The following is a 22,884-nucleotide window of genomic DNA, read 5'->3' as shown; positions in this document are numbered from 1 at the left end:
TCTCCGAGACCTTGGAGGTGATGCGGGCTGACCGGATCTGGCTTGCGCCCAACGCCGAGCCGGCGCTATCGCATTGCCTCATGCCAATCTCACCGATTGAAGAATGCGATCTGCCGCATCAGCAAATGCGGGTTTGCAGCGATTGACCATAAAAAAACCCGGCGCCTGCAAGTCCATGCAGGCGCCGGGCCATGTTCACAAAGCTTGGGTTCGATCAGGCCGCGCGGGCTTGGGTCGAAGAACCACCGGTGGCCGAGCGAAGACGGAACTTGCGCAGCATGCTGGACAACTGGGAGCTTTCCTGGGTCAGCGTCTGGCTCGCCGCGCTGGTCTCTTCCACCATTGCCGCATTCTGCTGGGTCATCTGATCCATCTGGTTGATGGCGGTGTTAACCTCAGCAAGTGCGCTGGCCTGTTCATGCGCCGCGGTGGCGATCGAATTGACCTGCTCGTTGACCTTGCTGACAAGAGCCTCGATCTCGGACAGTGCCTCACCGGTCGACTGGACCAGCGACACGCCGGATTCAACTTCGGTGGCCGAGCTGCTGATCAATTCCTTGATCTCGCGGGCTGCAGTTGCCGAACGCTGTGCCAGTTCCCGCACTTCCTGTGCCACGACCGCAAAGCCACGACCGGCTTCACCGGCGCGTGCCGCCTCGACGCCGGCATTGAGGGCCAGCAGGTTGGTCTGGAAGGCAATCTCGTCGATGACAACGATGATCTTGCTGATCCGGTCGGACTCTTCCTTGATCCGGGTCATCGCGGAAATCGCGCTGTTGACGATCTTGCCCGAACGGTCGGTGCTCTGACGGGTCTCGCCAACCATCTTGTTGGCCTCGGTGGCACGCTCGGACGACGACCGTACGGTCGACGTGATCTCGTCAAGCGCAGCAGCCGTCTCCTCGAGCGAAGCCGCCTGCTGTTCGGTGCGGCGCGAGAGGTTGTCGGCGGCTTCCGAGATGCCGTCAGCGCTGGCGCTGACCACGTCGGTTGACTGCGAGATTGTGGCGATCACGTCACCAAGTGCCACGACAGCCGAATTGAAGTCGTCGCGGAGCTTGGTGTATTCTGACGGGATCTCGCCGATCTGAACCGTGAGATCGCCCGATGCCAGACGCTCGAGAGCCGAACCCAGTGTCTGCATGACATCGGCCTGGCTCTTGTTGATCTGTTGCTGGCGGCGCTCGCCCTCACCGCGTTCGGCATTGATGCGTTCTTGCTGGTCAGCATCACGAACACGCAAATCTGCCCGCTCACGCACCGAATCGCGCAGAACCAGAACCGCAGCAGCCATATCGCCGACTTCATCCTTGCGGTGCGTTTCAGGAACGTCGCCATCCACATCCTCACGCGCAATCGCATGCATGGTGGTGTTCAGATTGCGGATCGGGTTGACCACGGAACGAACGGTGGCATAGGCGAAAAGAAGAATGGCCAGTGCGCCGAGACCGAGGATCACCGCAGATCTGCTCGCATTGGTCTTGAACAAGGCCGCCAGGTCGTCCGCGTAGACGCCGGTGCCGACAATCCAGCCCCAGGGCGCAAAGCCTTCCACATGGGAATATTTGAGAACCGGCTCTTCAGCGCCAGGCTTGGGCCAATAGTAATCGACATAGCCTTCGCCGTCCGCTTTGACGACCTTGACCATCTCCTGGAAGATGAATTTGCCTGTCGGGTCTTTTAGCTGTTCCAGATTCTGCCCCTCAAGAGCAGGCTTGATCGGATGCATGACCATGACGTTGTTCATGTCATTGATCCAGAAGTAGCCATCAGCCTCGTAGCGCATCGCACGGACGGCTTCAGTGGCGCGGGCCTGCGCCTCCTCGCGGGTCATCTCGCCAGAAACCTCGAGGCTGTGGAAGTGCTTGAACATGGCAATCATGCTTTCATCAAGCGCATTCAGCTTGGTCTTGCGTTCATGGACCAGCGCATTCTGGGAATCGTAGAGCTTGTAAACCGCTGCAGCGGTAAAAACCGCGAGGGCCAATGCGACGAGTACGTATAGTCTCGTTGAGATTTTGAATGTGCTCATCATGGGGTGATTTTACCTGTCACTCGGCGTTGATATTGAGCGCAGTCTTGTGTTGCAGTTGCTAACATTAGATAAATCTGGCACCTCAGAAATTGCTGTTTTGGTCAGATTTATTGGTTTTCTGGCGACATCAAACAATTGACGTCAAAATGCTTTTACATTCCAGCGAGCAATGACAAGCGCGCGTGACACGTCGAGCGACACAGGCGCAATGTCCTGCCAAAGCCGAAATCCTATCGCACCGCACTATGACGTGATTTTTTTGAACAGCGCACGCACCTGTTTGGAGGTTGCCTTGAAATCCGCCTCAAGGCTCTTGAGGGACGGCGCTTCACCCTTGCGGATCGCCAGATCGATCAGGCCTGCGGGTGCTTCTGCCGGATCGAACTCACCTTCGGTGCAGAGCCGCACGACCTGGGCGTGGCCGCTCCAAAGCGCCAGTGCCCGGCGCAGGGTCTCAGTCACCTCTAGTCCCAATGCCTTGGGGCCAAGTGCGGCCAGTGTCGCGTCAGTGCCGGTGCACTCCCCGAACTCCCGCTCCTCTATGCCAAGGTCGAACGGCAACGGATCGCCGCTGCTGCCGCTGGTTTCCCCTGCCCGGTCTCCGGCCCCATCTTCGCCCTCGTCCGGCACCCAACCGCCCGCGCGCGCCTCAAGCGAAAGCATCTGGGCAATGAATTCGATGTCAATCAGCCCGCCGGGGATCAGTTTGACGTCCCAGATATCGCGGGGCGGCTTTTCCTGCTCGATCAAGTCCCGCATCTCAGTCAGGTCTGCGCGCAGCTTTGCCTTGTCACGCGGCCGTGCCAGCACCTCGTCGATCAGCCGCCGTGCATCGCCGCACAGACTGGCATCACCGGCGACCGGACGCGCGCGCGTCAGCGCCATGTGTTCCCAGGTCCAGGCTTCCTCGGCCTGGTATTTGGCGAAAGCACGCACCGAGGTTGCGACCGGCCCCTTGTTGCCCGATGGCCGCAGCCGCAGATCGACCTCATAGAGAATGCCCTCGGCGGTGGGCGCAGAAAGTGCGGCGACCAGCCGCTGGGTCATCCGGGCGTAATAACGCGCGGGATCGAGCGGCTTTGGTCCGTCGGATTCCTCACTATCGGGATCGTGATCATACAGCAGTATGATATCGATATCGGAGCCGGCGGTGAGCTCAAGGCTGCCGAGCTTGCCCATACCCAGCACCGCAGCACGACCGCCGGGGATCTTGCCATGGGCCTCCTCCATGCCCGCACGGACGGCATCCAGCGCTGAAGCGATGATCAGGTCGGCAAGATAGGAGAACGCGCGCGCGGCGCGTTCAGGTGCAATGGCGTCGGTGAGCAGGCGGACACCAATCAGGAATTTCTGCTCCAGCGCCACGATCCTGAGCCGGTCCAGCACCTCCTCATAGGCTGTCGCGCCATCAAGGAAGGAGGCAAGCCGTTCAGCGAGATAGCGCCGGGTGGGAAGTTCGGCCAGCAGGCCGGGATCGAGCATGCCGTCAAACACATGCGGTTTGCGCGCGATCACCTCAGCCAAGCGAGGTGCGGCTGTCATGATCGTCACCATCAGCGACATAAGTCCCGGATTGCTGCTGATGAGCGAGAACAGCTGGATACCTGCCGGCAGCCCGGCGATGAAGGCGTCAAAGCGTATCAACGCCTCATCGGCGCGCTTGGTGGCCCCGAAGACCCTGAGCAGTTCCGGCGTCAGTTCTGTCAGCCGTTCGCGGGCTTCCACAGATTGGGTGGCACGGTAGCGGCCATAGTGCCAGGTGCGGATGATGCGGGAAATGTCGGCGGGGCGCTCGAAGCCGAATTCGGACAGGGTCTTGAGCGTTTCGGGATCGTCATCCTCACCGGTGAACACCAGGTTGCCGGCGGTGCCAGACAGTCCGGCTTCGTTTTCGAAAAGCGCAGCGTAGCATTCCTCGACCCGCTTGAGCATGGAAACATAGGTCTTGCCGAAGCTTGCAGTGCCCGGCTCCCCCATCATCAGCGCAATGCGGGCGAGCTCGGCTTCGGTTTCGGGCAAGGTGTGGCTTTGCTCGTCGTGGACCATCTGGATGCGGTGCTCGACATCGCGCAGATACCAGTAGCTCTCGGCAAGCGTCCGGGCGGTGGCAGGGTCGATCCAGCGGGCGCGGGCGAGAGCCACCAGCATTTCGTCGGTGCGCCGCAGCCTGAGTTTCGGCATCCGCCCGCCGGCGATGAGCTGCTGGGTCTGGACGAAGAATTCGATCTCGCGGATGCCGCCGCGTCCAAGCTTGGTGTTGTGCCCCTTGACCGCAATGTCGCCAAAGCCGCGATGGGCGTGGATCTGGCGCTTGATTGAATGAATGTCGGATATGGCGGCGAAATCGAGGTATTTGCGGAAGACGAAAGGCACCAGCTCCTGGATGAACCGTTCGCCTGCCGCCAAATCACCAGCAACGGCGCGGGCCTTGATGAAGGCGGCGCGCTCCCAGTTCTGTCCGCGGCTCTCATAATAGTTGAGCGCGGCCTCCAGCGGAAAGGCAAGCGGCGTCGAGCCGGGATCAGGGCGCAACCGCAAATCCGTACGGAACACATAGCCGTCGCCGGTCCGCTCCTGCATGATCCGGACCAGACGGCGCACCAGACGGGCGAATATGTCGGTGGCCTCATCCGGATCAGGCACGATGCCGGCTTCGGGATCAAAGAACACGACGATATCAATGTCGGAGGAATAGTTGAGTTCACCCGCGCCATGCTTGCCCATGCCCAGCACGATCAAGCCGGACCCCTCGCCGGGCCTGTCGGGGTTCTTCAGGGTGAGTTTCCCTGCCTCGTGGCTGTTGAACAGCAGATGGTCGAAAGCAGCCCCAAGGCTTGCATCGGCTAGGTTGCTCAAATGCTGGGTGGTTTCGCTGCAACCAATCAGCCGGGCGAGATCGGCCAGCGCCAGCGCCATGGCGACCTGCCGTTTGGCGCATCGCAGGTCGCGCATCACTTCGCTCTCGCTTGCGGGCGTCCCGTCTTCTCTGCGCCAGCAGCCCCGGGCCCGGGCGACGGTTTCCTCCACTAGTTCGGCCACGGGACGGGTCAGGCTGCGGACCAGCGCTTCGGGATCACAGAGCGCGAGATCGCGAAGATAAGGCGACAGCGCAAGGGCCGCAAAGAGGAATTCGCGTGCGGGTGTGTTGGCGCTCAGCAGCGCGGCAATCTCCGGGTGATCGGCGCCCAAAGGCTTGAGATCAGCAGCCACGGATTTGGCTGCTGTGGCTGAGGGCGCGCGGATCGGACTCTGTTCGAGTTCAATCAGCCTGGTATGCGCATTGGTCTCGGTCATCGTCCCCCTGGCAAGGCCATGATCGCAGCAAGGCCGGGGTTGGCTTCGGCTTCTGGCGATCCATCCTTGAGCTCCAAGCGCCCACCATGCAGCGCCGCCACCGCCTGGACAAGACTCAATCCCAATCCGGTGCCGGGTTTTGACCGGCTTTCATCGAGCCGGACAAAACGCTTGACCACATCTTCGCGGCGATCGGCGGGCACGCCGGGGCCATTGTCGGTCACGGACAGCCACAGTTCGCCGCCCTCGCGAGCCAGCGACACCTTGATCCGGGGCGACGGCACATCGCCAACATATTTGATCGCGTTGTCTATGAGATTGGACAGTGCCTGGGCCAGGAGTTCGCGGTTGCCGTTGATGACAACATCCGGTGCGATTTCTGCGATCAGGCTTACCCCCGCATCTTCGGCCACCGGTTCATAAAGTTCCGCGGCGTCGCGGGCGAGATCCGAAAGGTCGACGGAGCTCATCTGGGCGGTCGAGGATCCGGCTTCGACCCGGCTGATCATCAAAAGCGCGTTGAAGGTGCGGATCAGCTGGTCGCTGTCGGCGATCATCTGTTCGAGCGCCTGTTGCTGGGCTTCCGGTTCGCCATCTCCTGCCAATGCGGCTTCGGCACGGTTCCTGAGCCGGGTGAGCGGCGTCTTGAGATCATGGGCGATGTTGTCGGAAACCTGGCGCAGACCTTCATTGAGGCGCTCGATACGGCCCAGCATGGCATTGAGCGAGAGGCTCAGCCGGTCGAATTCATCACCGGATCCATTCACCGGGAGCCTTTGAGACAGGTCACCGGCCATGATCTTCTTGCTGGCTTCGGACATGTGATCGATGCGCTTGAGCGCGCGGCGGCCAACGAAAAACCAGATCGCCAGTGCGCCAACGAACATGATCGCCAGCGCCCTTACCAGAGCCTGGCGGACAAGGCCGCGAACCTGTTCGCGCTCCCCGATATCGCGGCCCACCATCAAGCGCATTCCATTCGGCAGGCCGACCACTTGCGCCAAAGCCAGATGATCCTCCCCCTCGGCATCACCCAGCCGCTCATAACGAAACGGGGAAGAGGTCCAGCCTTCCTGATCGAGCACGCCCGGTGCAATCGCGGAAATGTTGCCGGCGATCAGTTCACCGCTCGGCGCGGCTATGGCATAGAGGTTGGCTCCGGGCTGGCGTGAGCGCCGTTCTATGGTGCGAACGAGACCGGTCATGCCGTTGCGGCGATAGGAGCCCGCCACCACTCTCAATTCGCTCAAAATGATGGTCTGGGTACGGTCATGCTGCATCCCCACAGAGATCGAGGTGATGTAGAACACCAGAGCCACCGCGCACAGCGCGAAAAGACCGAGATAAAGCGCCGACAGTCTCACCGCGGTGGTCGACAACATGGCACGCAAACGGGTCATGACAGGATCATCCACCGGCCTTCATCATATAGCCGGCGCCGCGCACGGTTTTGAGCAGCGGCTCACCGAAATCCTTTTCGATCTTCGAGCGAAGCCTGGAGATATGGACATCGATGACATTGGTCTGCGGGTCGAAATGATAATCCCAGACATGCTCGAGCAGCATGGTGCGGGTGACCACCTGCCCTGCATTTTTCATCAGATATTCAAGCAGGCGGTATTCGCGCGGCTGCAGCGGGATCGGCTGGCCCGCGCGGCGCACCTCATGGCTCAACCGGTCGAGTTCGAGATCGCCCACCCGGTAGGTGGTTTCCTGATCGCGTGCACCCTTGCGGCGTCCGAGGATTTCGATGCGGGCCAAAAGCTCGGAAAATGCATAGGGCTTGGTGAGGTAATCGTCGCCGCCGGCGCGAAGCCCGGTCACCCGGTCGTCGACCTGGCCAAGTGCCGAGAGGATCAGCGCCGGGGTGTCGTCGCCATTGCGGCGCAGCTCGCTGATGATTGAAAGACCATCACGCTTGGGCAGCATGCGGTCCACCACCAGTGCGTCATAGGTGTTTTCGGAGGCCAGAAAGAAACCGGAATCGCCGTCGCTTGCATGATCCACCGTGATCCCGGCTTCGCGAAACGCACGGGAAAGATAGGCGGCGGTTTCCAGATCGTCTTCGATGATGAGTATTTTCATGGCGTCTGTCCTGGGCGTCTGTCCTGGCGGCTCGAACCCTTCGGGCATGCCCGGCGAATGCGGGCAAGTCAAGAACGCGGATCGACGGGCGGGAAAAGCGCGGCGGGCTTGCGAAGGGGGGGAGCACACCCGCCGCCTTGGCGCCCACCCTCCCAAGCGAATGGATTGGAGCGGACTTCAGGGCGTTGGTGCGAAATCTTCAACGCCCATTGCTTCCGTCCTGCATCAGGGGATTGCCGAGCGGAAGCTGCCACACCCGGCGCGGAGCGGCCCGCGCCGGATGCGAAGGGCTTAGCCCTGGTCGATCGGCAGCGCCACGAAGCGCGACCGGTCTTCGTTCTCAACCTGGAACAGGGCTGCCTTGCGGCCGTTGCTTGCGGCATCGTCGATGATGCCGACCACATCGGCGGCATTGGCCACGTCCTGATTGTTGACCGCAACGATCACATCGCCGGCTTGCAGTCCGCGTTCCTCAGCCGCACTGTCGGGCGCCACGGAGGTGATCAGAAGGCCACTGCCGGTTTCGGCCGGGACGACGGTGAGCCCGAAACTGTCCAGCGTGGCTTCTGCCTGCGGTGCGCTCGGCGTGGTCTCCTCATCTGTGCTCAGCGCTGCGACTTCTGTCGGCAGCGAGCCCAGTTCGACCTCGACCGCCTCGCTCTTGCCATTGCGCCAGACAGTGATCTCGACCGTCTTGCCCGGATCCATGGCCGCAATCTTCTTGGCCAGATCACGCGGATCCTCGACTGCGTTGCCATCGACTGCAGTGACCACGTCACCGGCCTCGATGCCTGCCTTGGCGGCGGGAGCATCGTCCTGCGGTGCGGTGATCAGCGCGCCCTGCGCCTCGGCGAGGCCAAGCGATTCAGCGATGTCGGCGGTAACCGGCTGGATCTGCACACCAAGCCAGCCACGCTCGACCGAACCGCTGTCGATCAGATCGTTGATCACGGTGCGCGCGGTGGATGCGGGGATCGCAAATGCAATGCCGACATTGCCGCCCGAGGGCGAGAAGATCGCGGTATTGATGCCGATCACTTCGCCGGAGAGATTGAAGGTCGGACCACCGGAGTTGCCGCGGTTCACCGCAGCGTCCACCTGGATGAAATCATCATAGGGGCCGGCACCGATGTCGCGGCCACGCGCCGAGACAATGCCTGCGGTCACCGTACCGCCGAGACCGAAGGGGTTGCCGACGGCCACCACCCAGTCACCAACACGAATCTTGGAATCATCGGCGAAGTCGACATAGATGAACTCGCGATCTTCCTCGACCTTGAGCACTGCAAGGTCGGTGCGGCTGTCGCGGCCGATCAGCTTGGCATCGAGTTCGGAGCCGTCATCCATGATCACGGTGAAGGTCGCACCGTTTTCGATGACGTGATTGTTGGTCACCAGATAGCCGTCCCCGGAAATGAAGAAGCCGGAACCCTGGCTGACCGGGCGCACGCGACCGGGACGGCCCTGGCCATCGGGGCCGCGACGGTCGCGCTCAGCACGGCGGTCGGGCTCACCGCCGAAACCGCGGCGGAATTCATCGAAGAACCGCTTCATCGGGTGATCGTTTGGAAGATCGTCAAATCCTCTTCCATTGAAATCGAAACTGAACGGCCCGTCATTTGACACCGGCCGGACTTCCGCCTGAACGCGGACAGAGACCACGGCAGGCGACACGGCCTCAACCACATCGGCAAAGCTCGGGGCCTGCGGGGCTTCAACGCGGACAGGTTCTGCAAAGGCCCCGGTGATGGTCGCGGGCACACCGGTCGCGAGCATTGCAGCAGCGACACCGGCAATGGCGGTGGTGGTGAGGAAACCCTTGATCTTCTTGCTGGGGGCTTTGGCTTGGGGGGATTTCGACATGTATCAACCTCGTTGTTGTGCTCAAGGCCATTTGATCGACCCTCGCCATAGAGAGATAGGACGGGTTCGGTTACGGCAAGCTTTCCGGATCATTAAACCTTTGTAATGTTGGCCGCCACGTTGCTGCCACAAAGTGCGCGGACCGGCCCGGAAAGCGCATTAGGTAACTTTCCCAACCCATTGAAGCTGTTTGCAGTTTTTCCTCTTTTGCGACGCACCCAGAGAGATCGGAAGAACACCGTTGCACCGTTGGCTCACTCGATCCGGGTGGTAACCTTTGCACCATGTTCGAGGGTTCGGTGGACCGGGCACTTGTTGGCAATCTCGACGATCTTGTCGGCAAGCTCGGCCGGCGCCCCGCCGTCGATCGTAATCACCCGCTCGAAGCGGTCGATCTTGCCATTGCCGGCGCGCTCCTCTTCTGTGCATTCGAGGCAATCCTTCATATGCACCTTGTTGTGACGCACTGCGATACTCACCAGACCGAGGTCGATCTTCTTCAGCCGGGCATACATGCGCAAAGTCATGGCGGTGCAGGCGCCGAGACCGGCTCCGACCAGATCATAGGGCGTGGGACCGGTGTCCGAACCGCCGACGCTTGCCGGTTCATCGGCAAGAAAGCGATGTGGCCCGGCCTGAACGGAGACCTGGAACTTGCCCTGCCCGGTTTCGCCAACCACCACATCCTCGCTTGGCTGGGCCTCGTCGCGTGGCGTTTCAACAGGCAGATAGCGCGCGGCCCAGGATGCAATGACACTGGCCACATAATTGGCGTCCGCCGGGTTTGTCAGAAGATGGTCTGCCCCATCCAGCGACACGAAGCTCTTGGGGTGTTTGGCGGCGGTGAAGATCGCCCCGGCGTTCTCAATGCCCACCGTCTCGTCGCGCGGCGCATGCAGAACCAGAAGCGCTTTCTTCATCGTGGCGATGCGGTCCGCCAGACGGACGGCATTGAGATCATCGACAAACTGGCGCTGGATGGTGAAGCTGCGCCCGCCCAGCTTGACTTCGGCGGCACCCTTCTCGGTGATCTCGTCGACATGTGAGCCGAAATTGTGGATCACATGGTTTGCTTCAGCCGGTGCGCCCAGGGTGACGACGGCTTTCACCGAGGCAAGATCTTTGGCAACGGCCAGCACCGCAGCGCCGCCAAGCGAGTGGCCGACAAGAATTTCCGGTGCGCTGTAATGCTTCTCCAGCCATTGCGCGGCGGAGCGAAGATCATCGACATTGGAGGAGAAGTTGGTCGAGGAGAATTCGCCGTCGCTCGAACCGAGCCCGGTGAAATCAAAGCGCATCACGGCAATTCCGGCGCTGGCCAGCGCGCCGGAGATACGGCGGGCGGCAAGCGTGTCCTTGGAACAGGTGAAGCAATGGGCGAACAGGGCCCAGGCGCGGATGGTTCCCGCCGGCAGATCAAGCCTCGCGGCCAGTTTGGCGCCGGAATGGCCATCGAATTCCGCCCGGATCGTATGTGCTGTCATCACCTGCCCCCTTGATTGGATAGGCAGACTACATATCAGCCCTTGCGATCACGGTCTTCCAACACTTTTGCGAGTTCGGCCTGTTCGGCCTCACTCAAGCGCTGACCGGGCGCTGTCACGGCACTGGCGCGGCCACGCGCATTGATCAGCATGACGACGATGCCGGCCAGCAGAAGAAGCATTGGTGCGCCCCAAAGCAAAAGCGTCTGGGCGGAGAAGCGCGGCGTGAGCAGAACGAACTCACCGTAACGCGAGACGACATAATCGATCACAGCTTCATCGCTGTCACCCGCCACCAGCCGTTCCCGCACCAGCAGCCTGAGATCCCGGGCCAGTTCGGCATTGGAATCGTCGATCGACTGATTCTGGCAGACCAGGCAGCGCAGATCCAGCGACAGCGCCCTCGCCCGTTCTTCAAGGGCCGGATCGTCCAGCACCTCGTCGGGATTGACCGCCGCCGCCGGCGAGGCCAAGGCGAATGCAAGCAGAACCAGCGCCAGCAACCGGGCCATCATCCTTGTTCCGGCCATCATGCGGCAACCCCGGCTTTCTGCTTGCCGGCCTTGGCGGATTTGGCACGGTTGGGCGCTCCGATCCGCAGCCTGCGGTCAGACAGCGACAACACGCCCCCGATCATCATCAGCACGGTCCCGTACCAGATGAAGGTCACCCAGGACTTCCACCAGACCCGGACCACCAGGCCACCATTGGCCTCGGGATCGCCAAGCGCGATGTAAAGCTGGCTTGCACCGAAAGTGACAATGCCGGCTTCCGTCGTCGGCATACCGCGCGCGGCGTAGAACCGCTTGGCCGAGGCCGTGCTGGCCACCACCTCGTCGCCGCGCATGATCGTGAACTCGCCGGACTGCGAGGTGTAGTTCGGGCCGGCATAGTCGCGAATGCCCTCGAAGCGAACCTCGTAGCCGCCAGCCAACACGGTATCGCCGGGCTTCATGCCGACCACTGTTTCGGTGGAGAAGATGCTGACGGCAACAACGCCAATCACGGTGACGCCAAGGCCCATATGGGCAAAGGCGGTGCCAAAGGCGGAGCGTGGCAAACCAACAAGGCGGCTCCAGGCAACTCCCGTGGCCACACGACCAATGCCGGAGCGGAGCGCGATATCGGTGATCGCGCCAAGGATCAGGAACGCGCCAAGGGCAATCCCGAGCCCCGCAAGCACCGGTGCGCCGGTCTGCAGGAATACCACGCCAAGACCAACCAGAAGGGAAATTCCGATGGCGAAGTAGAGCCGGTGCGCGGCCCCCGCCAGGTCAGCCCGTTTCCACGCCAGAAGCGGGCCAAATGGCACAGCCATCAGCAAAGGGATCATCAAAGGCCCGAAGGTCAGGTTGAAGAACGGAGGACCGACCGAGATCTTGGTGCCGGTGACCGATTCAAGCAACAGCGGATACAGCGTGCCGATCAGCACGGTGGCTGCAGCCGTGGTCAGAAACAGATTGTTGAGAACCAGCGCCCCTTCGCGCGAGATCGGCGCGAACATGCCACCGGCCTTGAGCGAGGCGGCACGCAGCCCGAACAGCGCCAGCGCCCCGCCGATAAAGACCACCAGGATCCCGAGGATGAACACGCCACGGCTCGGGTCGGTGGCAAAGGCGTGGACCGATGTCAGCACGCCCGAGCGCACCAGGAAGGTTCCCAGAAGCGAGAACGAGAAGGTCAGGATGGCGAGCAGCACGGTCCAGATCTTCAGCGCCTCGCGTTTTTCCATCACCAGCGCGGAGTGCAACAGCGCGGTGCCGACCAGCCAGGGCATGAAGGAGGCATTCTCCACCGGATCCCAGAACCACCAGCCGCCCCAGCCGAGCTCGTAATAGGCCCAATAGCTGCCCATCGAGATGCCGGCGGTCAGGAACACCCAGGCGGCAAGCGTCCACGGACGGACCCATCGCGCCCAGGCGGCGTCGATGCGGCCTTCGATCAAAGCGGCGATTGCGAAAGAGAATGAAATCGAGAATCCGACATAGCCGAGATAGAGCAGCGGCGGATGGATCGCGAGCCCGATGTCCTGGAGGATCGGATTGAGGTCATTGCCTTCCGCAGGCGCCGGATCAAGGCGAAGGAACGGGTTCGAGGTGAGAAGAACGAACAGCAGAAACGCCACTGTGATCCAGGCCTGAACCCCAAGCACATTGGCCTTGAGCGTGTCGGGAAGATTGCGGCCGAACAGTGCGACGAGACCGGAAAACAACACCAGAATGAGGATCCACAGCAGCATCGAGCCTTCGTGATTGCCCCACACGCCAGTGATCTTGTAGAGCATCGGCTTGAGCGAATGCGAATTCTCGACAACGTTCTGGACCGAGAAATCAGACACCACATAGGCGTGGGTCAGCGCAAAGAACGAGATCGCCACCAGCATCAGAGAGGTCAGTGCCGCCATCGGGCCGATCGCCATCAGTGCGGCGTCGCGGCGGCGCGCGCCGACCACCGGGGCGACCGATTGCACGAGCGCCGTCGCCAATGCGAGGATGAGTGCGAAATGGCCGATTTCAGTGATCATGGCGTCTTTCCTCCTGCACGTCCGCGGCGTTCAAGCCAATCAGTAAACCGGCGTCTCTTTGACGGTCACGCCCGGTGGCGGATCGCCTTCCTTCCAGACACCCTGCGCTTTGAGCGCGTCTGCGACTTCCTTGGGCATATAGTTCTCGTCATGCTTGGCGAGCACCATATCGGCCATGAAGGTGCCCTCCTCCGGCGAGAACACACCCTCGGTGACCACACCCTGCCCCTCCCGGAACAAATCGGGCAGAATGCCAACATAGCGCACTTTGACCGATGCATTGGTGTCGGTGACGGCGAAGGTCACGGCTGAGTTTTCACCGCGTTCCACCGACCCAGCCTCCACCAGCCCGCCCAGGCGGACACGGGTCCCGGGCTCCAGCGGCTTGGCCAGAACATCCGAGGGCGAGTTGAAGAACACGATCTGTTCTTGCAGCGCCGATGTCACCAGCGCCGCAGCTCCAGCGAGAAACACCGCACCAGCGGCAATAATCGACAATCGCTTCTGCTTACGGTTCATTGGCCTTCCAACTCTGTTTCAAGTCCCAGCTGCGCGGCCAGTGCGGCCAGCGCCTGTCCTTCGGCGGTCGCGCCCGGGAATGTGGCGCTTGCACGCTTGAGCGCCGATCCGGCGGCAGCCTCATCCCCAAGTACGGCATAGGAGCGTACCAGACGCAACCAGCCTTCGATGTTGTTGGGATTATCGGCGAGCCTTGCGTCAAGCGAAGCCACCATGCCGCGGATCATGGCGTCTCTGTCCTGGTCCGACATGGCTGCGGCCGCGGCAACATCGTCCTGGGTCGGTCCCGCTGGCGCTGCGCTTGTTTCAGGGCTGACGCCCTCGAGAATGAAGGGCGTTGTGGTGCCCTCGGGCTGGTTTGCGGATGCCGCATCTTCGGCAGGGCTTGCGGAGGCCACTGGCACCCCGCCGAGCGTCGAACTGGCGACCAGCCCCAATTCTCTTGCAGCGCCGGTCAGTGCCTGGGTTTCCGTGCTTGCGTTGGAAAATGCGGCAAAGGCCCGGTCAAGCGCTGCTTGCGCCCGGTCCCGATTGCCCATGACCATGTGCGAGCGGACCAGCCGCAACCAGCCTTCGATGTTGTCCGGGTTGTCGGCAAGGCGGGCCTCGAGGCTCTCGACCATCGAGCCGATCATCGCCTGACGATCCTCGGGGCTCATATCCTGTGCTGCGGCGATATCGGCGGCCGATGGATTGCCGGGGGCCAAGGCTCCTGCACCGGTTACGGGACCTGAAAGCGGCCCGGACGGCGTATCCAATGCAGCGATCTGGCTTTCAACGGCTGCGATCCAGGGCGCGCCTTCCGGCGCCGTTTCCATCATGGCGGTGAAGGCGGCACGGGCTTCATCACGCTTGCCCGCCTGCACCATTCCGACGGCCAGGAAGAACTGCGGCCGCGGGTCGTTTGGATCGAGTTCGCGTGCGGTCTGGAATGCCAGCATCGCCTCTTCCGTGACGATCCCGCCGGATGCGGAAAAAAGAGCTTCGCCGAGACTTGCAAGACGGGCCGGTGACGGTCCGAGCAGCGCGATGGACTTGCGGAATGCCTCAGCCGATTCGGCGAAACGGCCGGTGCGCATGTAGATCGGCCCGAGCACGGCCCATCCGCGGCCATCTTCGGGGTTTTGGGCAAGATGTTGCTCGGCGCGGGCCACAAGCATTGCAATGTCGGTGTTTTCCGGCTCGGACTGCAAACGGGCGGCGAGCGGCAATTGCGGCAGGTCCGGACGGCCCAGCTCAAGGTAAGCCGTGACCGCAGTCAGCGGCATGAAGATCGCAACGGCATAGACAGCGATCTGCCGCAGGCTGCGGTTCGACGACTGGGTATCTTCCGCATCTTCGGCTTCGCTCTTGCGCGAAGCGGCCAGCAGGCGCCGGGAAATTTCGGTCCGTGCCACTTCCGCCTGCGCCTCGTCGACGAGGCCATCAGCCAGATCACGATCGACCTCGGCCAACTGATCGCGGTAGACTTCCATGTCGTGACGTGCAGGCGCCTCCGACGCGGCAGAGCGGGCACGCGCCACAGGCCCAAGCAGAGCCAGGGTGACGATAGCGGTCAGGACGGCGGCGATTACCCAAAACAACATGAAGCTTCAATATCTGAGCATTGTGCGTTTTCCAACCGCAATCGACCGCGGGTGTATCGATGGGGCGTTTAGTCGCGTTAAAATCAAAATCAGGGCCCTCGAAACCCGGATACGATCTTAAAAGCCTCGCCAATTCGTTGATATGCATCATTGGGCGAAGACCGACTGGTCCGAACACTGTTTGAAATCACTGATTCCGGAGCCGGCCAGGACCGGGGCGATGAGCTAGCTCAACGGCGTCCAGCTGCCATCGGCATTGCGGCAAGCCGCACCCCGGCCCGTGACAGTCGCTCCATTGATCTGGGCGCTGTGGGTGTATTGACGGCAATTCTGCTGACCGACCTGATAGGGCGTGCCGGCCTTCACCTCACCGGAAGCTCCTCCAACCGGGCTGGCCCATGCGACCGACTGACCACCCGGCGTTTTCTCAAGCGCCTGATATTCGGCTTCCATGGCCCTGAGCCGCTCAGCTCGTGACAGCGTTGACGCAGCCTCCTGTGGCAGAATACCGCCATTGAGTGCCTCCAGAATCGCGTCACTTCCGGCAGGCCGGGTGCTGTTCAATTCAGGCGATGCCACCGGGCCGAACGAGAGTGGCCTGACGCCCGAGGTCTGGGCACATCCCGAAACCATGACCAGTACCACTGCCGCACTTGCCAGTTTCGCCGAACTCGTCACCAGATTGACCATCATCCTGTTCCTCGCTGTTCGCGCATGCTCGCCGCCTGCACTGTTCAATCAGCAGCCATCTTCTTGCCGCGCCGCTGTGGCGGTATTGTGACGCAGACCGGCAGTTGCTCCGCTTGCACAGCAACGCGCGCGCCCATAATTGCCCGGACCGAACCGTTCGCCAAGGCGCCCGTCTGCCGGTTTGGCTTGATTGCTTTGGCCGCTACCGCTCACGCCTCGGTCTCCACGCCCGGCAGCGTCAGCCGGGCCGACAAGCCACCTGTTTGCGCGCGCGCCAGCGCAAAGCTGCCCTGATATTCACTTGCAATCTCGTTGACGATCGACAGACCAAGTCCGGTGCCGGGCTTGGACTCGTCAAGCCGCCGGCCACGTTTGACCGCTTCCTTCATTCCGGCCTCATCAAGCCCCTGCCCGTCATCATCGACATCGATCCGGAACATTGCCCGCTGCCCATCCTTCCGAGCAGCCACCAGCCGCAATCGCACCACAACCTTGCTGCGGGCGAACTTGGCGGCGTTCTCAATCAGATTTCCCAGTGCTTCCTCGAGGTCCTGAGCTTCCATCGCAAGCACCGCTGCCTGCGGATCGATATCGGCTGCGAACTCCAAATCCCGGTTCAGCTTGGCCATCACCCGGACCAGCCGCTCGATGACCGGCGCCGCTTCGGTGCGGGCAAGCACGCTGCCGCGCTGGGCGGCGATGCGGGCACGGTCGAGATAGGTCTGCACCTGGGCCTGCATGGTTTCAGCCTGGGCGCGCACCAGTTTGGCATGGGCCGGGGTCATGTCCCGTGCCTCGTTGATCAGAACCGCAATCGGGGTCTTGAGCGAATGCGCCAGGTTCCCGACCTGCATGCGGGCCCGCTCGACAACCCGCCGGTTGGCATCAATCAACGCGTTGATCTCGCCGGCCAGCGGCGCGATCTCGCGCGGGAAGGCACCATCAAGCTGATCCGCCTCACCGGCACGAATCCGGCCCAGGGCCTGCCGGGCATGATCGAGCGGCCTCAAGCCGTAGAGAATGGCCACCGCATTGACCAGCAGGCTGCCGATGCCGAAGAGCGCCAGCGCGATGTAGAGATTGCGGGAAAAGCCTGCGATTTCGTCGTCCAGCACATCACGGTTTCCGGCGACCCGGAAGCGCGCGGCACGGCCCTGGTTGTCCAGTTCCACCTCGGTCTCGACCACTTCTAGCTGATTGCCGAAGCCGTCCGAAGCCGGATAGTACCGCAGATACCGCTGATCGAAGGGAACCTCGGCAAGCGTCGGCACATCGAGGTCTTGCTGGCCAAGCGATACGGAGGAAAGCCGCGGCCCCGAAACGTCCGTCAGCGGCTCCACCAGCCAAATCCAGCCGCTGCCGGGCTGGTCAAACACCAGATCGCCGAGTTGCGGCCGGCCGGCCAGTTGACCATTATCATTGATGGACACCGTGTTGATGACGCTGTTGAGCTGGGCGCGCAACAGATCGGCAAAGGCCCGCTCGGAGCCGTTGCGATAAAGCTGCGAGATCACAATGGCGATGGCCACCAGCGCGATCACCGCCCAGAGCGTGGCCAGCAGCAGCACCCGCGCGGTGAGCGAACCACGTGTCATCCGGATTTGCCCGCGCCCTCGTTTTCGGGCCGGGTCATCCGGTAGCCTAGCCCCCGCACGGTCTCGATCAGTTCCACTCCGATCTTCTTGCGAAGGCGCCCAACAAACACCTCTATCGTGTTGGAATCCCTGTCAAAATCCTGGTCGTACATATGCTCGACAAGTTCGGTGCGCGAGACCACCTGGTCCATGTGATGCATCAGATAGGACAGAAGCCGGAATTCATGGCTGGTGAGTTTGAGCGTGGTGCCATCGACGCTGGCTTTCGAGGCAGCCGTGTCAAGCCGCACCGGGCCGCAGACGATTTCAGAACTGGCGTGACCTGACGCCCGCCGGATCAGCGCACGTATGCGCGCCAGCACTTCCTCGACATGGAACGGCTTGGTGACATAGTCGTCCGCGCCCGCATCGATGCCCGCCACCTTGTCGCTCCAGCGATCGCGTGCGGTCAGGATCAGGACCGGCATGGCACGACCGTCGGCGCGCCATTTTTCGAGCACCGTCACACCATCCATTTCCGGCAGGCCGATGTCGAGGATCACCGCATCATAGGGCTCGGTGTCACCCAGAAAATGACCCTCCTCGCCGTCATAGGCGCGGTCGACCACGTAGGATTGCTCCTCTAGCGCCTCGGCCAGTTGGCGATTGAGATCCTTGTCGTCCTCGACAATCAGAATTCGCATGCAGTCCGCCCCCGCTGTGTTGCTCTCTCACGAATTGGTATCATTGCGGAACGGAAACGGTGACTTTCTTCGGCCGTTCATTGCCGCTGCCCGGCACCAGCACGGTGATCACGCACACTGTCTGGCCGCCCTGCGTCTGAGCCGATGCGGAGAGCAACTGCCCGCCGGTCTGACCCACCACCTGTGACGCAGCGCCCGAGCAGTCCGCTGCGGCATGCACGATGGTTGTGCCGTCCGGCGTGCGCATCTGAGCGGCCGCCGGCGCGGCCATGGCGGCCAGCGCGGCAATCAAACCAATTTGAAGAATTTTCACGGTCATGATCAGCCCTGAAGCGGTTGGTATTTCATCCTGCACCGATAGATACAGGATCCTGCCTGAACCGCAAATGAATGGAAATACCTCCCGATCCGGGTTCCCAAAACCCTTTACCCGATCCGCGATCTCGCCGATATCCGCCCGAACATGGCGATCAGCCCGCCGATTGCGGCTCCGAGCGAGGTCAGCATCTCGGTCAACGCCTCGCGTTCCGAATCGCCGAGGTCGATCCCGGCCATGCCGAGAGCGGCAGCAACCAGCGTCACCAATGCGCCCCATAGGGTCTTGGATTGCCACCAGGGCTTGGTTGTGTCCATGATCATGGTCCTTTTCGTGTTCGTGTCTGAACTGGATTTGAAGTCAAAGGCTGAGGGTCGCGGTGCGGGCAATGCCCCAGGGAACGCGCCTGCCGGCCTGCGCCACCCGCAGCGTCAGCTCGGTCTGCTCCGAGCCGAAATCGGCGAGTTCCTCGGCATGGGTGTAGAGCCAATTGGGGCTCTCCATCTCGGCTGTCCGGATGCTTGCGCCACCGAGCAGGATTTCGGCGCGGTAGCGCTCGAAGCCCTCATCATCGGCGATATCGGCGGGCGCCCAGCTGTCGGCCTGCAGCCGTCCGCGGCGGATCCAGCGAAAGCGGACGCCGCCGGGTTCACGGCGCGCATCAAGGTGGACCGGCGACAGCGGGGTCAGCGCCCTTTCGCCACCAGCGAAGATCTCCGGTGCCGCACCTTCGGCTGCGCCACCCACAGGCTCGGCAATCCAGTTGAGCGCCCGGCCCGCTTCCTCCAGCGTCAGCCCCAGCGGCACGACGGCACTGTCGATGAGGACAAACCGGTTGCCCGCACTTGCGCCCGCGCGCATGGCGTCATCGGTTCCCCCCTGCCCGCGCAGCAGGTTTGAAAGCCGCCAGCGGCCGCTTGAAACCTCTTCCGCCAGTTCGAACTGCACCACCTCCCAGACCACGGCATCAGAGAGGATTGCAGCCGCATTGGCGCCGTTAAGCAGCGCAAGCCGGCTCACCGAGGCCAATCCGCCAAAAGCCAGATCAACCTCGATCATCTGGCCCTTGAGGATCCGGCCTTCGCCCGCACCCGGCGGCAAGGCGGACGCCAGCGTGCCCAGTCTCGCCGGTGCATCCAGCGTGGCGCGCGCCGCATAGCCCTCGCTTTCCACTGAACTCGACAGCGCAATCCGGCGCCAGGGAACCGATAGCCCCGCCGCCCGCGCCCAGGCGGTCTCGTCGCTGCCCGAGAGCACCGGCAGGTCCATCAGCATCAGTTCAGGTGCGAAGGACGCGCTGGCGTCGCTCCCGGCATCGATTGGGACCGTTTCAGTTGAAGCCACCGCTGCCGCTCCTGCATGGGAGACGGCCTCGATGCGCCGGACATCGCCGTCCTCGATCCTGAGAATGCGAAACAGGCCCTGTGGTGCGCGTTCGAGATCAAGGCGCAGCGTGTCGCCGGGCTGCAGCGCGGCCATCTGCGGCGGCAGCGAAAGGCGCAAGCGCCGGCGTTGCAGCCGGTGATCCTGCAGCCAGCGGTCTGCGGTCACCCTTGCCAGCCCCGGCTCGTAAGCCAGGCTCAAGGGCATGTCACGCTGGCGCAAGGCCTCGCCCTCCAGCCTGCGCGAGCGCGCGGATGCCGCCGCATGATCAGCCAGCGGATCGGCAAACAGGATCATCGCCTCATTGGCGAATTCGGAGAGTTCGCCCCGGGTTTCCTCAAACAGCGCAGCATCGTCCGGGTCCGCCACCACCTCGATTTCTGTCGGGGCCGATCCCGCGCTCAGCCGCGAGCAGAACTCAAGGCCGCGCGGGCCCTCGCGCACATCGATGGCGAAAGCCTCCAGCAAGGGCGCAAGCGCTTCCCGCGGGGAGAGCGGATTGGAGATCACGTGGCCGGTGACGACGCCGTCGACCCGCTCGACATCGAAATCCTCAAACCCCGCCGCCTCGAGCACCGCGGCGATCAGATCCTTGAGCGCCACGGTTCCCAGCCGGCCATTGAGCCAGTGACCGGTGCGCCAGTTGGCACCATCCGACCAGACCGAGCCCGAGAGCGGAAACGCCGGAAACGGCCGCGCATCCCAGCTCCACAGATAGATGTGCTCGCCGCTCACCATGGCGTCGGCATTGCGCGGGCCGGACCAATGCTCCAGATGCGCCTCGAGAAAGGCGCGCTGGGCCAGGTCGTCGCGACCGCCACTCGAATACCAGGGAATGGCGCTTTCGGATGATTTCGGATCGGGAAACAGATTGGGCTGGTTGGCGCCCTTGTCGACAGCCGGGCAGCCGAGCTCGGTGAACCAGAAGGGCTTTGACCCTGGCACCCAGGGGCTGGGCGTGACTGCCTCGACACCGCCAATCCGTTCATAATGCTGGTTCTTCCACCAACCGCGCAGATCCTTGATCCGGTAGACCCAGTGTTTTCCGGCCAGCCCGTCAACAATCGGGAGGCGGTCGCGGGCATCGCGGCCTTGCCTGTCGGCGTAATACCAGTCAAAGCCCTCCCCGCCGTCGATCGCGACCTTCAGCGCTGCGCTGTCATTGGCAAAGCGGGCGCCATCGGGGTTGCCCGCGACAAGATCACCATCTCGCCAGTCGCTCAAGGGCATGTAATTGTCGATGCCGATCGCGCCGATTTGCGGATGCGCCCAGAGCGGATCGAGATGAAACAACACATCGCCCGAACCGTCATCGGGACGATAGCCCGCATATTCGGTCCAGTCAGCCGCATAGGTCAGCGTGGTTTGAGACCCCAGCAGCGTCCTCGCATCATCGGCGAGATCGATCAGTTGCTCGACAAAGGGAAACGCGCCGTTCTGATCACGAAGCGGCGTCAGCCCGACCATCTCCGAACCGATCACAAAACCATCCACACCGCCTGCGGCCTGCGCCAGAGCCGCATGATGGAGCACAAAGCGCCGGTAGCCTTCATCCCCGCCAAGCCAGCTCACGGTTTCCCCGGCGATGGCGAAATCACCGGTCTGGGTCGCGCCGCAGAGATCCAAGATCTGGATGCGCATCGCGCCCGTTTTATCGGGACTGCCGACACGTCCCCGCGCCGGACTTGCGGTGATGCGGCCGCGCCAGGGATAGGCGGGCTGGCTTGCCGAGCCATCGGGTGCGGGCAGCACATTGCCCTCGGGCACGTCCATCAGCACGAAAGGATAGAGCGTGACCTTCAGGCCCCGCGCCTTGAGATCCCGGATCGCCTCAATCACTGCCCTATCATCGGGTGTGCCGCCATAGGCCGGGCCACCATCCTTGTGGCTGATCAGATGCGCGGTGGCGCGGGTTTCACCGCCCACTTTCCAGGGTCTGGATTCGGCCGTGCGATTGCGCACCTCGACCCCGGGGCGGAAGCGGCAATGGCTGACGCGCAGATCATCGCCGAACCAGGAGCAGATCAGTGCCACGGATTTGAGATTGGGGCACAGCGCCTGCAATTCATCAATCGACTGGGTCCAGTCGGTGGCAGCCTGGCGCATGTTGCGGTTGATGAGCCGCTCGGCCCCGACGCCCAAGGATTCGCGCACTTGCGTTGTCGCATAGCCATGTTCGGTCGCGCCGGGGATCAGCGCCACCGCCTGGATCGCGGTTTCGAGCCTGCCCACCCGGCGCACAACCTCGAACTGAAACGCCGGGATGCGATTGCCGAAATCATCAAGTGGCAGGCGTTCGAACACCACATAGGCAAGCCCCCGCCAGGCCGGTGCGCGGCCCGTGCCCTGCTTGGCCTCGATCAGCGGATCGGGCAATTGTGTTGCCGTGCCGCGATAGATCCGCATATCAAGCGTTTCGAGATCAAGTTCGCGGCCATCGGCCCAGACCCGGCGGATCGCGGCGATCGGACCCTCGCAGATCCCGAGTGCAAAATTGGCATGGTAGCGATAGCTCTCCACCGTCGGCCCGCCGCCCTTGCCGCCTTGGCGCTCGCGCGTCACCGTCTCCTCGAACCGCGTCGCCCAGACCAATGTCCCGGCCACCCGCATGGTGCCGTGAACACGGAGTACCGGTGCGCCCTCATCGGCAGAGGGAATGCGCGCGCCGCTCAATCCCCTGCCACGAATGGTGCGGGTGGAGTTGATCAGGCTTGTGTCCAGCATGCCACCGAGGCTCGCGCCAATCGCCGAACCGATGGCCGTGCCGACCGGCCCGAACGCACCGCCAAGCGCTGCACCGGCCACCTGCAACAGAATTGTCGCCATA

At 62.7% G+C, this 22,884-nt stretch carries 16 protein-coding genes; all 16 read right to left on the bottom strand.

Annotation, left to right across the window (positions count from 1 at the left end):
• Positions 1-214: 214 nt before the first annotated feature.
• The 16 genes from HPDFL43_RS07980 to HPDFL43_RS07905 all read right to left on the bottom strand — a co-directional run bounded on the left by HPDFL43_RS07980 (position 215) and on the right by HPDFL43_RS07905 (position 22,883).
• Positions 215-2,032, bottom strand: coding sequence for a methyl-accepting chemotaxis protein (locus HPDFL43_RS07980; RefSeq protein ID WP_040449964.1), 1,818 nt, complete (start codon positions 2,030-2,032; stop codon positions 215-217).
• Between the two features lie 246 nt (positions 2,033-2,278).
• Positions 2,279-5,329, bottom strand: coding sequence for a bifunctional [glutamine synthetase] adenylyltransferase/[glutamine synthetase]-adenylyl-L-tyrosine phosphorylase (locus tag HPDFL43_RS07975; protein WP_007196792.1), 3,051 nt, complete (start codon positions 5,327-5,329; stop codon positions 2,279-2,281).
• Positions 5,326-6,729 carry a sensor histidine kinase gene (locus tag HPDFL43_RS07970; protein ID WP_040449960.1) on the bottom strand — a complete coding sequence of 468 codons (1,404 nt, stop codon included), beginning with the start codon at positions 6,727-6,729 and terminating at the stop codon, positions 5,326-5,328. The genes HPDFL43_RS07975 and HPDFL43_RS07970 overlap by 4 nt, the downstream gene beginning before the upstream one ends.
• Positions 6,730-6,736: 7 nt before the next feature.
• A complete protein-coding gene (locus HPDFL43_RS07965) occupies positions 6,737-7,462 on the bottom strand; it encodes a response regulator transcription factor (protein WP_007196790.1) in 726 nt (241 codons plus the stop codon).
• Positions 7,463-7,705: 243 nt separating this feature from the next.
• On the bottom strand, positions 7,706-9,277 hold the full coding sequence (locus HPDFL43_RS07960) for a Do family serine endopeptidase (protein ID WP_007196789.1): 1,572 nt from the start codon (positions 9,275-9,277) through the stop codon (positions 7,706-7,708).
• 254 nt (positions 9,278-9,531) lie between these two features.
• A complete protein-coding gene (locus tag HPDFL43_RS07955) occupies positions 9,532-10,761 on the bottom strand; it encodes a bifunctional alpha/beta hydrolase/OsmC family protein (protein WP_007196788.1) in 1,230 nt (409 codons plus the stop codon).
• A gap of 35 nt (positions 10,762-10,796) precedes the next feature.
• A complete protein-coding gene (locus HPDFL43_RS07950) occupies positions 10,797-11,273 on the bottom strand; it encodes a cytochrome c-type biogenesis protein (RefSeq protein ID WP_040449958.1) in 477 nt (158 codons plus the stop codon).
• Between the two features lie 17 nt (positions 11,274-11,290).
• Positions 11,291-13,285: a heme lyase CcmF/NrfE family subunit gene (locus tag HPDFL43_RS07945; RefSeq protein ID WP_007196786.1), complete on the bottom strand. Its 1,995-nt coding sequence runs from the start codon at positions 13,283-13,285 to the stop codon at positions 11,291-11,293.
• A gap of 39 nt (positions 13,286-13,324) precedes the next feature.
• Positions 13,325-13,804: a cytochrome c maturation protein CcmE gene (gene ccmE / locus HPDFL43_RS07940; RefSeq protein WP_007196785.1), complete on the bottom strand. Its 480-nt coding sequence runs from the start codon at positions 13,802-13,804 to the stop codon at positions 13,325-13,327.
• Complete coding sequence (gene ccmI / locus HPDFL43_RS07935; RefSeq protein WP_007196784.1) at positions 13,801-15,390, bottom strand: c-type cytochrome biogenesis protein CcmI; 1,590 nt, start codon at positions 15,388-15,390, stop codon at positions 13,801-13,803. The genes ccmE and ccmI overlap by 4 nt, the downstream gene beginning before the upstream one ends.
• A gap of 225 nt (positions 15,391-15,615) precedes the next feature.
• Entirely contained in the window at positions 15,616-16,083 is a 468-nt protein-coding gene (locus HPDFL43_RS07930; RefSeq protein ID WP_007196783.1) for an RT0821/Lpp0805 family surface protein, read from the bottom strand.
• 206 nt (positions 16,084-16,289) lie between these two features.
• Positions 16,290-17,675, bottom strand: a complete 1,386-nt coding sequence (locus HPDFL43_RS07925; RefSeq protein ID WP_007196782.1) for a sensor histidine kinase — start codon at positions 17,673-17,675, stop codon at positions 16,290-16,292.
• Positions 17,672-18,358, bottom strand: a complete 687-nt coding sequence (locus tag HPDFL43_RS07920; protein ID WP_007196781.1) for a response regulator transcription factor — start codon at positions 18,356-18,358, stop codon at positions 17,672-17,674. The genes HPDFL43_RS07925 and HPDFL43_RS07920 overlap by 4 nt, the downstream gene beginning before the upstream one ends.
• Before the next feature lie 40 nt (positions 18,359-18,398).
• Positions 18,399-18,671, bottom strand: coding sequence for a hypothetical protein (locus tag HPDFL43_RS07915; protein WP_210165628.1), 273 nt, complete (start codon positions 18,669-18,671; stop codon positions 18,399-18,401).
• Between the two features lie 113 nt (positions 18,672-18,784).
• Positions 18,785-18,991 (bottom strand): hypothetical protein, encoded by a 207-nt coding sequence (locus HPDFL43_RS07910; RefSeq protein WP_156970225.1) that lies wholly within the window; start codon positions 18,989-18,991, stop codon positions 18,785-18,787.
• Positions 18,992-19,034: 43 nt separating this feature from the next.
• Positions 19,035-22,883 carry a baseplate multidomain protein megatron gene (locus HPDFL43_RS07905; protein WP_007196778.1) on the bottom strand — a complete coding sequence of 1,283 codons (3,849 nt, stop codon included), beginning with the start codon at positions 22,881-22,883 and terminating at the stop codon, positions 19,035-19,037.
• Position 22,884: the final 1 nt, after the last annotated feature.

Origin of the sequence: Hoeflea phototrophica DFL-43 (assembly GCF_000154705.2) — a bacterium.
GTDB lineage: Bacteria > Pseudomonadota > Alphaproteobacteria > Rhizobiales > Rhizobiaceae > Hoeflea > Hoeflea phototrophica.
This window is presented reverse-complemented; position numbering and strand designations above follow the sequence as displayed.